The following is a 13,705-nucleotide window of genomic DNA, read 5'->3' on the forward strand; positions in this document are numbered from 1 at the left end:
GACACCGCTTGATCCCCGCCGCTTCCTTCGCAGGCAAACGCGTTTCGCTCTTCGGGCTCGGCGGTTCGGGGATCGCGACAGCGCATGCGCTGATCGCCGGCGGCGCCGACATCCTCGCCTGGGACGACAATCCTGACAGCGTCGCCAAGGCGGCCGCCGCCGGCATTGCGACCGGCGACCTGCGCGCCGCCGACTGGTCGCGCTTCGCGGCCTTCGTCCTGTCGCCCGGCGTGCCGCTCACGCATCCTAAGCCGCATTGGACGGTGGAGCTGGCGCGCGGCGCCGGCGTGGAAGTGATCGGCGACATCGAGCTGTTCTGCCGCGAGCGCATCCAGCGCGCGCCGTCCTCGCCCTTCATCGCGATCACCGGAACCAACGGCAAGTCGACGACGACCGCATTGACGGCACATATCCTGAAATCGGCGGGGCGTGACACTGAGATGGGCGGCAATATCGGCCGGGCTATCATGACGCTCGATCCGCCAGCGCCCGAGCGGCATTGCGTGGTGGAGTGCTCTTCCTACCAGATCGACCTGGCGCCCTCGATCAACCCGACCGCGGGCATCCTGCTCAACCTGACGCCCGACCATCTCGACCGCCACGGCACGATGGCGCATTACGCCTCGATCAAGGAAAGGCTGGTCGCAGGCAGCGACACCGCGATCATCGGCGTCGACGATTCCTGGTGCGCCCAGATCGCGGACCGGCTGGAGCGTGCAGGCCAGCAGGTCATCCGCATCTCCAAGCGCCTGCCGCTCACCGACGGCTACTTCGCCGACGGCACCAGCCTGATGGAAGCCGTGGACGGCCGCTACAGCCGCGTCGCTTTCCTCGAGGGGATCGGCTCGCTGCGCGGCCAGCACAATGCGCAGAACGCGCTGGCCACCGTCGCCGCCTGCCTCAGGGTCGGGCTGGAACTCGGCGAGATCCAGGCGGGGCTCGAAAGCTTTCCGGGGCTGGCGCACCGCATGGAGCAGGTCGGCCGCAAGGACCATGTGCTGTTCGTCAACGATTCCAAGGCGACCAATGCGGATGCGGCGGCGCCGGCGCTGTCGAGTTTCAGCCGCATCTACTGGATCGCCGGCGGCCTGCCAAAGGAAGGCGGCATCGAGCCGCTGCGCGGCTTTTTCCCGCGCATCGCCAAGGCCTATCTGATCGGCGAGGCGGCGCCTGCCTTCTCGGCCACGCTCGGCGAGGCGGTGCCTTACGAAATATCCGGAACGCTGGCTGCCGCGGTCGAGCATGCCGCCCTCGACGCCGCGGGCGACGCCGGCGGCGAGGCGGTGGTGCTGCTTTCGCCGGCCTGCGCCAGTTTCGACCAGTTCAAGAATTTCGAGGTTCGCGGCGAAGCCTTCAGGCAAGCTGCGACTGCTATTGATGGGGTGAAACCCATCGGAGGGCCACGTTGATGCAAAGCCGTCTCGACAAAAGTCCAGTCGCAACCTGGTGGTGGACGATCGATCGCTGGTTCCTGGCGGCATTCCTGTCGCTGATGGGGCTGGGCATCGTTTTGTCCTTCGCTGCAAGCCCGGCGGTCGCCGAGCGCATCGGCCTCGACAGCTTCCACTTCGCCACGAGGCAGATCATCTTCACTGTCCCGGCTCTCATCGTGATGCTGGCGGTTTCCTTCCTCGAGGCGCGGCAAATAAGGCGCATGTCGCTGGTGATGCTCTGCATCATGCTCGTGCTGATGGTGGCTGTGCTCTACATCGGCGTCGAGGTGAAGGGCGCGCGGCGCTGGGTGTCGCTCGCCGGCCTCTCCATCCAGCCGTCCGAATTCCTGAAGCCTGCCTTCGTCATCATCTGCGCCTGGCTTTTTGCCGAGCACAAGCGCCAGCCCGACATTCCCGGCAATCTCTTCGCCATGCTGCTGCTCGCTTTGGTGATCTCTCTCCTGGTGGCGCAGCCGGATCTCGGCCAGACCATGCTGGTGCTTGGCACCTGGGGCGTGATGTTCTTCATGGCCGGCTTGCCCTGGCTCTGGATCATCGCGCTGGGCGCCGCCGGCGTCGGCGGCGTGTTCGCGGCCTATACGGTCTTCCCGCACGTCGCCGCCCGCATCGACAAGTTCCTCACCGGCGAAGGCGATACCTTCCAGGTCGACATGGGCCGCGAGGCGCTGATCAATGGCGGCTGGTTCGGCGTCGGCCCGGGCGAGGGTACGGTGAAGCGCGTCATTCCGGACAGCCATGCCGACTTCGTCTTCTCGGTCGCGGGCGAGGAGTTCGGGCTGATCATGTGCTTCTTCATCATGGCGATCTTCGCCTTCATCGTGCTGCGCGGATTGAGCATCGCGCTCAAGGAGCATGATGATTTCACCCGTTACGCCGTCGGCGGGCTCGTCACCATCTTCGGGCTGCAGTCGGCCATCAATATGTGCGTCAACCTGCAACTGATGCCCGCCAAGGGCATGACGCTGCCCTTCATCTCCTACGGCGGCTCCTCGCAGATCGCGATTGCCGTCTCGATGGGCATGGTGCTGGCGCTGACGCGCAGACATCCCGAAAAGCGCAAGCAGATGGGCTATGCTTTCTCGCAGCGCACTATCGCGGCGGAATAAGGCTGGATGTCGAAGGGCGTTGTCTTGCTTGCGGCTGGCGGAACGGGCGGGCATCTGTTCCCGGCCGAGGCGCTTGCGCATGAGCTGACCCGTCGCGGCTGGAAGGTGCATCTCGCCACCGATCACCGCGCCGAGCGCTATTCGCGCCAGTTTCCCGCTGTCGAAGTCCATTCGATCCCGTCGGCTACGCTAGGCTCGAAGAATCCGATCGCCATGCTCTCGGCCTTCTGGACGATCTGGCAGGGCGTGCGGCAAGCGGGGCGGGTGATAGCCAGGATCAGGCCGGAGGCCGTGGTCGGCTTCGGCGGCTATCCGACGCTGCCGCCGCTCTATGCGGCGACCCGCCGCAAGGTACCGACGCTGATCCATGAGCAGAATGCCGTCATGGGCCGCGCCAACAAGGCGCTGTCGGGCCGGGTCGACGCGATTGCCGGCGGCTTCCTGCCGGAAGGCGCAAATGCGGCCGGCGCCAAGACGGTGACCACCGGCAATCCGGTTAGGCCGCAGATACTCGAAGCGGCAAAAACCCCTTACACGGCATCCAGCGGTGGCGAGCCTTTCCGCTTTCTGGTGTTCGGCGGCAGCCAGGGCGCGCAATTCTTTTCCGATGCCGTGCCGGCGGCGATCGCGCTTTTGCCCGAGGAGCAGCGCAAACGGCTGGTGATCACCCAGCAGGCGCGCGCCGAAGACGTGGCGCGGGTGAAGGCCGCCTATGCCAATCTCGGCGTCGACGCGCAGGTCTCGCCCTTCTTCACCGATATGGCGGCGCGCATGGCGGCGGCCCATCTGGTGATGTCGCGCTCCGGCGCCTCGACCGTGTCGGAAATCGCCGTCATCGGCCGCCCCGCGCTGCTGGTGCCTTATCCGCATGCGCTCGACCATGACCAGGCAGCGAATGCCGCGGCGCTTGCCGCGGCCGGCGGGGCCGAGGTCCATCCGCAATCGACGCTTTCGGCCGAACGGATTGCCGCGCTGGTCGGCGGACTGATGGAGGACCCCGGCCGGCTTTCAGCGATGGCCGCGGCAGCCCGCTCGGCCGGAAAACCCGACGCCGCGCGGTTGCTCGCCGATCTGACAGAGGCTATTGCGTCCGGCAAAACGGTTTCGGACCACAGGAGGACGCGCGCATGAAGATGCCGCAGACGATCGGCCTCGTGCATTTCATCGGCATCGGCGGCATCGGCATGAGCGGCATCGCCGAGGTGCTGCACAATCTCGGCTACAAGGTGCAGGGTTCCGACCAGGCGGACGGCGCCAATGTGCAGCGGCTGCGCGACAAAGGCATCGAATGCTTCGTCGGCCACAAGGCCGAGAACATCGGCGACGCCGAAGTGGTCGTGGTGTCGACTGCCATCAAGAAATCCAATCCGGAACTCAAGGCGGCGCGCGAAAAGCTGCTGCCGGTCGTGCGCCGCGCCGAGATGCTCGCCGAATTGATGCGCTTCCGCCAGGCGGTCGCCATCGGCGGCACGCACGGCAAGACGACGACTACCTCGATGGTGGCGACGCTGCTCGAAGCCGGTGGGCTCGACCCGACCGTCATCAACGGCGGCATCATCAACGCCTATGGCACCAATGCCCGCATGGGCGACGGCGAGTGGATGGTGGTCGAGGCCGACGAAAGCGACGGCACCTTCCTCAAGCTGCCGGCCGATATCGCCGTCGTCACCAACATCGATCCGGAACACCTCGACCACTATGGCAGCTTCGACAAGGTGCGCGAGGCGTTCCGCCAATTCGTCGAGAACGTGCCGTTCTACGGCTTCGGCGTGATGTGCACCGACCATCCGGAAGTGCAGGCGCTGGTCGGCCGCATCGAGGACCGGCGCGTCATTACCTATGGCGAGAACGCGCAGGCCGACGTGCGCTCCACCAACCACCGTATGGACGGAGCCGTATCGGAATTCGATGTGGTGATCCGCGATCGCCAGGGCCGCGGCACGACGACGATCGCCAACCTGCGGCTGCCGATGCCCGGCCGGCACAATGTCTCCAATGCGACGGCGGCGATCGCGGTCGCGCATGAGCTCGGCCTGTCGGCCGAGGCGATCAAGAAAGGCCTGTCGTCCTTTGCCGGCGTCAAGCGTCGCTTCACCCACACCGGTTCCTGGAACGGCGTCGACGTGTTCGACGATTACGGTCATCACCCGGTCGAGATCGCGGCGGTGCTGAAGGCCGCGCGCGGGGCCACCAAGGGCCGCGTCATCGCGATCGCGCAGCCGCACCGCTTCACCCGGCTGCACGACCTGTTCGAAGAGTTCTCCGTCTGCTTCAACGATGCCGACACGGTCATGGTGGCTCCGGTCTATCCGGCCGGCGAGGAGCCGATCGAGGGCGTGACCTCGGACGCGCTGGTGTCGCGCATCCGTGCTGGCGGCCACCGCGACGCGCGCTATATCGAAGGTCCGGCGGCGGTCGCGCCGGCCATTCGCGAGCTTGCCAGGCCCGGCGACTTCGTCGTCTTCCTGGGCGCCGGCAACATCACGCAATGGGCCTATGCGCTGCCCAAGGAGCTTGGGGGAACGCCCTCATGATGCGCGGCCAGGACCTGATCGATAAGCTCGGCAACAAGCTCGCCGGCCTGCGCGGCCGCGTCACGCCCAATGCCGAGATGGACAAGATCACCTGGTTTCGCGCCGGCGGCCTGGCGGAGGCGCTGTTCCAGCCGGCCGACGAGGAGGACCTCGCGGCCTTCCTGCGCGCGGTGCCGGAGGAAATCCCGATCACCGTCGTCGGCGTCGGCTCGAACCTCCTGGTGCGCGACGGCGGCATTCCCGGTTTCGTGGTCAGGCTCTCCGCCAAGGGATTTGGCGAGGCCGAAGTCACCGGATCGACCACCATCAAGGCCGGCGCCGCGACGCCGGACAAGCGCCTGGCGGCGGTGGCTTATGAAGCCGGTATCGGCGGCTTCCACTTCTATCACGGCATCCCGGGCGCCGTCGGCGGGGCGCTGAGGATGAATGCCGGCGCCAATGGCGTCGAGACGCGCGAATGCGTGGCCGAGGTGCGGGCACTCGACCGCGCCGGCAATGTCCATACGCTCAGCAATGCCGACATGGGCTATGCCTATCGCCATTCGTCGGCGCCTGGCGGATTGATCTTCACCTCCGCCGTCTTCGAGGGCGTTCCGGAAGACAAGGCGGCGATCAAGGCGGCGATGGACGCCGTGCAGAACCATCGCGAGACGGTGCAGCCGATCCGCGAGAAGACCGGCGGTTCGACCTTCAAGAATCCAGAAGGCTCGTCGGCCTGGAAAGAGATCGACAAGGCCGGCTGCCGCGGGCTGATGATCGGCGGCGCGCAGATGTCGCCCATGCACTGCAACTTCATGATCAACACCGGCACGGCGACCGGCTACGATCTCGAATATCTCGGCGAGACGGTGCGCGCGCGGGTGCTGGAAAATTCGGGCATCCGCCTGCACTGGGAGATCAAGCGGCTGGGCAACTTCCGGCCGGGTCACGCGGTCCAGGAGTTCCTGGGACAGCTTCTTTAGCTCGCTGCGATCTTCAAGTAGTGCTTGAACTTCCGTGGTCGGCGACGCCGTCAAGCGTTGCCGCAAAGACTCAACAACACTCTTTTCGGTCCTGTTTTCGCGGAAAGTGAATCTCTCGGAATCATAGGCACTTGCCAGGGAATCAACTCTCTGATTCTCTGCCCTAAAGCGTTTCCTGATTTGAGTCGTTTGACGCGTTACCCGCGTTTTCCGTCTGGGGGGCAACCTGCCGGAAGACTCGGACTCACTATGCGGGAATGTTGCGTGCGGAAATATCGGTTGCAGGCCCGGCGTGAGAGGGAATGACGGGATGAAGAAGAAGCATGTGGCTGTTCTCCTGGGTGGATTCTCCTCGGAGCGGCCCGTGTCTCTGTCCTCGGGGAAGGCGTGTGCGGATGCGCTCGAGAATGAAGGCTATCAGGTCACCCGTGTCGATGTTTCGCGCGATGTTGGGTCTGTGCTTGCCGAGCTCAAGCCTGATGTCGCCTTCAATGCGCTGCATGGCCCGTTCGGCGAGGACGGCACCATCCAGGGAATTCTCGAATATCTCGGAATTCCCTACACCCATTCGGGTGTGCTCGCTTCGGCGCTGGCCATGAACAAGGAGCAGGCCAAGAAGGTCGCCAAGGCGTCCGGCATTCCGGTCGCGGAATCGAAGGTGGTCAACCGCTTCGCCGTCCAGAACAAGCATCCGATGAAGCCGCCTTATGTGGTCAAGCCTGTCAACGAAGGGTCGAGCTTCGGCGTCGTCATCGTGCATGAGGGGCAGTCGCATCCGCCGCAGGTGATCGGCTCCTCGGAGTGGAAGTATGGCGAGATCGTCATGGTCGAGCGTTACATCCATGGGCGCGAATTGACTTGCGCTGTGATGGGCGACGTGGCGCTCGGGGTCTGCGAGATCATCCCGACCGGCCATTCCTTCTACGACTACGATTCAAAGTACGTGCCCGGGGGATCAAAACACGAAACCCCTGCAAAAATTTCACCGAATATTTACCAAAAAATACAGACACTGGCCCTCAAGGCTCATCTTGCCATCGGTTGCCGGGGCGTCTCCCGGTCGGACTTCCGTTACGACGACCGTCACTCCGAAAACGGCGAGGTTGTCTGGCTCGAGATCAACACCCAGCCGGGCATGACGCCGACGTCTCTGGTGCCCGAAATCGCCGCGCAAGCGGGGCATTCGTTCGGCGATCTGTTGAGTTGGATGGTGGAGGACGCTTCGTGTCTGCGTTGAGGTGGGGACAGGGCAAGGGCGGCGGGGTAGGGCCTGCGCTGTTCGGCATGGCGCTGTCGTTCGACCATTTCGTGCTGCCGCGCCAGCTTCGGCGGCCGGTGCGCTTGCTCGCCCGGCTCTGCGGTGGCGAGTATGAGCCGCCGCGCTTTTCAGCCGCGATCCTCTCTGCTGCCTTGTTGGCTTCGTCCGGAGCCTATGGCGCCTATCTCGGCGGCTATGCCGACAGCATCGTGCAGGGCGTGACGGCTCGAACCGGTTTTGCCGTCGACCAGATCAAGGTCGTCGGCAACCGTCAGACTTCAGAGATCGACATACTGGACCGGCTCGGCCTCGACGGCTGGACGTCGCTGATCGGCTTTGACGCCGAGGCCGCGCGCGAGCGCATCGCGACGCTGCCCTGGGTCGAGGTGGCGGCGGTGCGCAAGATCTATCCGCATACGCTGGAAGTGCGCGTCGAGGAGCGCCAACCTTTCGCGCTCTGGCAGCAGGGCAGCTCGCTTTCGGTGATCGAGCGCTCGGGCGAGGTGATCGCGCCGTTCTCGGGCGGCAAGGAGGCCTTGCTGCCGCTGATCATCGGCACGGGCGCGCCGGCCAAGGCGCCGGCCTTCCTGGAGAAGATCAAGCGCTATCCCGAGCTGGCAGCGCGGGTCAAAGGCTATATCCGTGTCGGCGAGCGGCGCTGGGATCTCAAGCTCGAGAACGGCATCACGGTGAAGCTGCCGGAGGATGACGAGGATCGGGCGATCGCCGGGCTCGTCAAGCTCGATCGTGACAACGGACTTTTGACGCGCGACATCGCCGCCGTCGACATGCGGCTCACCGATCGGCTGGTGGTGGAGCTCTCGCCGGAGGCGGCGACGCAGCGCGAAGCTGCGCTCAGCGCAAAGCCGAAGAGCCTGTCGAAGCGCAAGCCGGAGACGAAGATATGAGCTGGCTTGGCGGCAGCGGTGATGCTTCCTCGCGGCGGTCGGGCACGCTGACGGTGCTCGACGTCGGCTCGAGCAAGGTTTGCTGCGTGGTGGCGAAGCTGAAGCCGCGCGAGGACGGCAAGCTGCTGCGCGGGCGCTCGCATCGCATCCAGGTGATCGGCATCGGCCATCAGAAGTCGCAGGGCGTGAAGTCGGGCGTCGTCGTGGATCTCGACCGCGCAGAGCATGCCATCCGTCTCGCCGTCGATGCGGCCGAGCGCATGGCCGGCCTCACCGTCGACTCCCTCATCGTCAACATGACGGCCGGCCGGCTGAAGAGCGAGGCCTTCTCGGCAACCATCAATCTCGGCGGCCACCAGGTCGAGGAAGCCGACATCAAGCGCGTGCTCGCCGCCGGCGCCAAGCAGGCATTGCGGGCTGAGCGGGAGGTGGTCCATTCGCTTCCCGTCGGCTTCTCGCTCGATGCCGAACGCGGCGTACGCGACCCGCGCGGCATGGTCGGCGACGCGCTCGGCGTCGACATGCATGTGCTGACCGGCGACGCCGCGCCGATGCGCAATCTGGAGCTCTGCATCAACCGCTCGCATCTTTCGGTCGAGCGCATGGTGGCGACGCCCTATGCCAGCGGCCTCGCGGCCCTGGTCGACGACGAGCTCGAAATGGGCGCCGCCTGCATCGACATGGGCGGCGGCACCACGACGATCTCGGTGTTCTCGGAAGGCAAGTTCGTGCATGGCGACGCCATCGCCATCGGCGGCAACCATGTGACGCTCGACATGGCCAAGGGCCTGTCGACCTCGCTCGACGCCGCCGAGCGGCTGAAGGTGATGCACGGCTCGGCGCTGCCGGGCAGCGCCGACGACCGCGACCTGGTCTCCATCCAGCCGATCGGCGAGGAGGGCGAGCTGCCGCTGCAGATCCCGCGCTCGGTGATGACGCGCATCATCCGCGCGCGCATCGACGAGACGCTCGAGCTTCTGCGCGACCGGTTGAACAAGTCGGGCTACGGCAACGCCGTCGGCAAGCGCGTCGTTCTCACCGGCGGCGCCAGCCAACTGGCCGGCCTGCCCGAAGCGGCCCGCCGCATCCTCGGACGCAATGTGCGCATCGGCCGGCCGCTCGGCGTGGCAGGCCTGCCGGAAGCGGCCAAGGGGCCGGCGTTCTCGACCCCGGTCGGGCTTCTGATCTATCCGCAGATGGCGAGCTTCGAGAGCCATTCGGCGAAAGGACTTTCCGGTTTCAGAATGACCGGAACTGGCGGAAAACTGCATCGCATGAGTCAGTGGTTGAGAGACAGTTTTTAATTTGACGGGGACAGCCCCATAGGCGGCCGCAGCGGCGAAGCGGCGGGAAAGGCAAAGGACGGAGACAATGACCATCAATCTGCAAAAGCCGGACATCACCGAGCTGAAGCCACGCATCACCGTGTTCGGTGTCGGCGGCGGCGGCGGCAATGCGGTCAACAACATGATCACCGCCGGCTTGCGCGGCGTCGAATTCGTGGTGGCCAACACCGACGCGCAGGCCCTGACGATGTCGAAGTCGGAACGGCTGATCCAGCTCGGCGCGCATGTCACCGAGGGGCTCGGGGCCGGCTCTCAGCCGGAAGTCGGCCGCGCCGCGGCTGAAGAATGCATCGACGAGATCATCGATCATCTGTCCAACACGCATATGTGCTTCGTCACCGCCGGCATGGGCGGCGGCACTGGCACGGGCGCCGCGCCGGTCGTTGCCCGCGCCGCCCGCGAGAAGGGCATCCTCACCGTCGGCGTCGTCACCAAGCCGTTCCATTTCGAAGGCCAGCGACGCATGAAGACGGCCGACATGGGCATCGAGGAATTGCAGAAATGCGTCGATACGCTCATCGTCATCCCCAACCAGAACCTGTTCCGGCTGGCCAATGACAAGACCACCTTCGCCGATGCCTTCGCCATGGCCGACCAGGTGCTCTACTCGGGCGTTGCCTGCATCACCGACCTGATGGTCAAGGAAGGCCTGATCAACCTCGACTTCGCCGACGTCCGTTCGGTGATGCGCGAGATGGGCAAGGCGATGATGGGCACCGGCGAGGCTTCGGGCGAGGGCCGCGCGATGGCCGCCGCGGAAGCCGCGATCGCCAACCCGCTGCTCGACGAAACCTCGATGAAGGGCGCCAAGGGCCTGCTGATCTCGATCACCGGCGGCCGCGACCTCACCCTGTTCGAGGTCGACGAGGCCGCGACCCGCATCCGCGAGGAGGTCGACCAGGACGCCAACATCATCCTGGGCGCGACCTTCGACGAGGAGCTGGAAGGCGTGATCCGCGTCTCCGTGGTCGCCACCGGCATCGACAAGTCGGCAGCCGAAATCGCCGCGGCGCCGATCTCGATCCGCGCGCCGCAGAAGCCGGTCACCCGCCCCGCGGCGCCTGCTCAGGAAAGCCGCCCGGCGCCGGTTCAGCAGCAGGCTTACGAGCCGCGCGCCGTCGATCCGGTCGCCGAGGCGATCCAGCTTGCCGAGGCGAACGCCGCAGCGATGGCACAGCCGCGGCCGGCGCCGGTCGACGACTTCCAGCCGCAGAGCAAGATCTTCCAGGCTCCCCCGGCCCAGCCGCGTCCGCAGCCGGTGATGCCGCAGCAGGCCATGCAGCCCGCGCCGCAACGCGAGATGCCGCAGCCGGTTGCCGCGGCGCCGCAGCGCATGCCGCGCGTGGAGGATTTTCCGCCGGTGGTGAGGGCGGAAGTGGAAGCGAAGACCCGTCCCGCCGACCATGAGAACAGCGGGCCGATGGGGCTGATCAAGCGGCTGACGAACGGCCTGACCCGCCGCGAGGAAGAGCCGGCCCGACTGCAGCCGGCGCAGCCGCGCGAGCCGAAACTGCGCCAGGCGGCACCGGAAATGCGCCGCCTCGCCAGCCAGGATCCGCAGCTCTACGCGCCGCGCCGCGGCCAGCTCGACGACCAGGGGCGCCTCGCGCCGCAGAGCCGCACGGTGCAGGAAGACGACCAGCTGGAGATTCCGGCATTCCTGCGCCGCCAGGCCAATTGATCGTTGAAGCGCGCCGCGACAGGCGGCGCGATTCAAACCTTGTTTGATGCGATGTCGTTTCTCTCAAAACCGCTGCGCGTTTTTGGGCGACATGCACCAACGATATATAACAGCCGTTAACAGGCAGGCGAGGAATCGTCTGCCTGTTGATGTTAAAAGTTTATCTAAAACAAGGCGTTACGGACGCTTTCTCAATCGATGTCGCGGTTACATGGGGTAAGAAACCGTGATTTGGAGTCTCCCAGACGGACCATTATCTTCGCGTCGGACTTAAGTCGGTTTGCCGGGATTCGGGGAGTTGGCCCTGCCTGCCGATCACATCAGAGCCGCATGCCCTGTTCATTTGCCGCATTGCGCGGACGCCGGATGATCGATCTGGTTGAAAATGCTCAAAGGGGCGACAAAGCGGACGCTGGCAGCTAGGGCTTATGGGGTTTGTCTTGCACGACTATCAGACGACAGTTAAAGCGCGCGCGACGTTGACCGGCACGGGCGTCCACAGCGGCAAGCCCGTCACCGTTCATTTCCTGCCCGCCGACGCCGATACCGGCATCGTGTTCCACCTTTCCAATGGCGGCGAGGGGCGCGAGTTTCGCGCACTGGTCTCCGAGGTTGGCGCCACCGACCTTTGCACCATGCTCGGCGACCCGTCCGGCGAGCACATCGGAACCGTCGAGCACCTCATGGCGACGGTGTTCGGACTCGGCATCGACAACCTCATCATCGAGATCGACGGTCCGGAAGTTCCCATCCTCGACGGCAGCGCCGTGGCCTTTGTCGAAGCCTTCGACCAGGCGGGCATCGAGACGCTGGCGGTCAAGCGCCGCTATATTCGCGTAGTCAAGCCGGTTCGTATCGAAGCCGGCGCGTCCTGGGCGGAGTTCCGCCCTTATGACGGCACGCGATTCGAGGTGGAGATCGATTTCGAGAGCCCGGCCATCGGCCGCCAGCTCTTTGCCTCCGACATCAACCCCGATATCTTCCGCCGCGACATCGCGCGGGCGCGCACCTTCGGCTTCATGAAGGATGTCGAGCGGCTGTGGGCCGCCGGCTACGCGCTCGGCTCGTCGCTTGAGAACTCGCTGGTCATCGGCGACGACAACCGCGTCATCAATGTCGGCGGACTGCGCTATCCCAACGAATTCGCCCGGCACAAGACGCTCGACGCCATGGGCGACCTGGCGCTTGCCGGCGCGCGCTTCATCGGCTGCTTCCGCTCCTATCGCGGCGGCCATCGCATGAACGCGGCGGCGCTGCGCCGCCTGCTGTCCGACCGCACGGCTTTCGAGATTGTCGAGACACGGCGCCGCGAGCGCGGCCGCGTCGCCGAGATGATCGCCGTCAGCGGACCGGTCTACGCGCCCTGGGTGATCTGATTTTTAACCGTTTTCTGGCTTTGTATCTCGAGCTTGTGTTGCACAATTGCATCATAGGTCGGTGAAATTGCGCGGCCGGGGGCGCAACGCGAGACCGCCACAAAAATGCGCGATTGGCCGGACATAGCGTTGCCGGGCAAGGGGATAATGGTTTATGGCTGCGGCCCGGACCGAAACGACGCCGAAAGGGCGGAATCCAAACATGTTTTTCTCGCGAGTTGATCAATCGAGTACGCCATATCGGGCCGTGTTCCTGGCGTTTTCGTTGGTCGTCCCGTCGCTGCTGCTGTCGGCCTGCATGTCGTCCGAGAAGGACGTCAATCTGGCGACCTATGTCGACCAGACCGAACCCGCGGACGTCCTCTACAACCAGGGTCTCGCCAACCTGAATGCCGGCCGCCTCGATGAGGCCAGCAAGAAGTTCGACGCCGTCGACCGCCAGCATCCCTATTCGGAATTCGCCCGCAAATCGATGGTGATGGGCGCCTTCGCCGACTATCGCGCCGGCAACTACGACGAGGCGATCGGTTCCGCCAAGCGCTACCTGACGCTTTATCCGTCGACCGACGACGCGCCTTACGCGCAGTACATCATCGGCTTGAGCTACTACCGTCAGATCAAGGATGTCACCCAGGACCAGAAGGAAGCGCGCCAGACTGTGCAGACCATGCAGGACCTGGTGACGCGCTGGCCGACCTCCGAATATGTCGACGACGCCAAGGACAAGATCCGCTTCGCCACCGACCAGCTCGCCGGCAAGGAGATGCAGATCGGCCGCTACTATCTCGAACGCCGCGAGTATATCGCCGCCGTCAAGCGCTTTCGCACCGTGGTCGAGACCTACTCCAACACGCGCCATGTCGAGGAAGCGCTCGCGCGCCTGACCGAAGCCTACTATGCGATGGGCCTGACCTCGGAGGCGCAGACCGCCGCGGCGGTGCTCGGCAACAACTATCCGGACAGCCAGTGGTACAAGGATTCCTACAAGCTCCTGCAAAGCAACGGGCTTCAGCCGCGTGAAAATGCCGGATCGTGGATATCCAAGGCCGGGAAGCTGATCACCGGCGCCTGACACTCCTC

11 protein-coding genes are annotated in these 13,705 nt (G+C 65.2%); all 11 read left to right on the forward strand.

Annotated features, from left to right (window positions below; genetic code table 11):
* The first annotated feature begins 8 nt into the window (after positions 1-8).
* The 11 genes from murD (at position 9) to EN874_RS16460 (ending at position 13,697) form a co-directional block, all read left to right on the forward strand.
* A complete protein-coding gene (gene murD, locus EN874_RS16410; RefSeq protein ID WP_127425672.1) occupies positions 9-1,409 on the forward strand; it encodes a UDP-N-acetylmuramoyl-L-alanine--D-glutamate ligase in 1,401 nt (466 codons plus the stop codon).
* Positions 1,409-2,560 carry a putative lipid II flippase FtsW gene (ftsW, locus tag EN874_RS16415; protein ID WP_127425673.1) on the forward strand — a complete coding sequence of 384 codons (1,152 nt, stop codon included), beginning with the start codon at positions 1,409-1,411 and terminating at the stop codon, positions 2,558-2,560. The genes murD and ftsW overlap by 1 nt, the downstream gene beginning before the upstream one ends.
* Positions 2,561-2,566: 6 nt before the next feature.
* Positions 2,567-3,691, forward strand: a complete 1,125-nt coding sequence (gene murG, locus EN874_RS16420) for an undecaprenyldiphospho-muramoylpentapeptide beta-N-acetylglucosaminyltransferase (protein ID WP_127425674.1) — start codon at positions 2,567-2,569, stop codon at positions 3,689-3,691.
* Positions 3,688-5,094, forward strand: a complete 1,407-nt coding sequence (gene murC / locus EN874_RS16425) for a UDP-N-acetylmuramate--L-alanine ligase (RefSeq protein ID WP_127425675.1) — start codon at positions 3,688-3,690, stop codon at positions 5,092-5,094. Before murG ends, murC begins: the two co-directional genes overlap by 4 nt.
* The gene (gene murB / locus EN874_RS16430; protein WP_127425676.1) at positions 5,091-6,056 is read left to right on the forward strand and encodes a UDP-N-acetylmuramate dehydrogenase; all 966 of its coding nucleotides are present in this window, start codon (positions 5,091-5,093) and stop codon (positions 6,054-6,056) included. The genes murC and murB overlap by 4 nt, the downstream gene beginning before the upstream one ends.
* A gap of 310 nt (positions 6,057-6,366) precedes the next feature.
* Positions 6,367-7,293 (forward strand): D-alanine--D-alanine ligase, encoded by a 927-nt coding sequence (locus EN874_RS16435; protein WP_126088479.1) that lies wholly within the window; start codon positions 6,367-6,369, stop codon positions 7,291-7,293.
* Positions 7,281-8,222, forward strand: a complete 942-nt coding sequence (locus tag EN874_RS16440; protein WP_127425677.1) for a cell division protein FtsQ/DivIB — start codon at positions 7,281-7,283, stop codon at positions 8,220-8,222. The genes EN874_RS16435 and EN874_RS16440 overlap by 13 nt, the downstream gene beginning before the upstream one ends.
* Complete coding sequence (ftsA, locus tag EN874_RS16445; RefSeq protein WP_059189183.1) at positions 8,219-9,526, forward strand: cell division protein FtsA; 1,308 nt, start codon at positions 8,219-8,221, stop codon at positions 9,524-9,526. Before EN874_RS16440 ends, ftsA begins: the two co-directional genes overlap by 4 nt.
* A 67-nt stretch (positions 9,527-9,593) precedes the next feature.
* Positions 9,594-11,249: a cell division protein FtsZ gene (gene ftsZ, locus EN874_RS16450; protein WP_127425678.1), complete on the forward strand. Its 1,656-nt coding sequence runs from the start codon at positions 9,594-9,596 to the stop codon at positions 11,247-11,249.
* Positions 11,250-11,677: 428 nt separating this feature from the next.
* Entirely contained in the window at positions 11,678-12,625 is a 948-nt protein-coding gene (lpxC, locus tag EN874_RS16455) for a UDP-3-O-acyl-N-acetylglucosamine deacetylase (RefSeq protein WP_127425679.1), read from the forward strand.
* Positions 12,626-12,827: 202 nt separating this feature from the next.
* Positions 12,828-13,697 (forward strand): outer membrane protein assembly factor BamD, encoded by an 870-nt coding sequence (locus tag EN874_RS16460; RefSeq protein ID WP_126088484.1) that lies wholly within the window; start codon positions 12,828-12,830, stop codon positions 13,695-13,697.
* The last annotated feature ends 8 nt before the right edge of the window (positions 13,698-13,705 follow it).

This window comes from Mesorhizobium sp. M1D.F.Ca.ET.231.01.1.1 (assembly GCF_003999155.2).
GTDB lineage: Bacteria > Pseudomonadota > Alphaproteobacteria > Rhizobiales > Rhizobiaceae > Mesorhizobium.

Excerpts from the sequence above, each read along its gene's own strand:
- ftsW (WP_127425673.1), top strand. The coding sequence starts at position 1,409 with ATGCAAAGCCGTCTCGACAAAAGTCCAGTCGCAACCTGGTGGTGGACG.
- murG (WP_127425674.1), top strand. The coding sequence starts at position 2,567 with ATGTCGAAGGGCGTTGTCTTGCTTGCGGCTGGCGGAACGGGCGGGCAT.
- murC (WP_127425675.1), top strand. The coding sequence starts at position 3,688 with ATGAAGATGCCGCAGACGATCGGCCTCGTGCATTTCATCGGCATCGGC.
- murB (WP_127425676.1), top strand. The coding sequence starts at position 5,091 with ATGATGCGCGGCCAGGACCTGATCGATAAGCTCGGCAACAAGCTCGCC.
- EN874_RS16435 (WP_126088479.1), top strand. The coding sequence starts at position 6,367 with ATGAAGAAGAAGCATGTGGCTGTTCTCCTGGGTGGATTCTCCTCGGAG.
- ftsA (WP_059189183.1), top strand. The coding sequence starts at position 8,219 with ATGAGCTGGCTTGGCGGCAGCGGTGATGCTTCCTCGCGGCGGTCGGGC.
- ftsZ (WP_127425678.1), top strand. The coding sequence starts at position 9,594 with ATGACCATCAATCTGCAAAAGCCGGACATCACCGAGCTGAAGCCACGC.
- lpxC (WP_127425679.1), top strand. The coding sequence starts at position 11,678 with ATGGGGTTTGTCTTGCACGACTATCAGACGACAGTTAAAGCGCGCGCG.
- EN874_RS16460 (WP_126088484.1), top strand. The coding sequence starts at position 12,828 with ATGTTTTTCTCGCGAGTTGATCAATCGAGTACGCCATATCGGGCCGTG.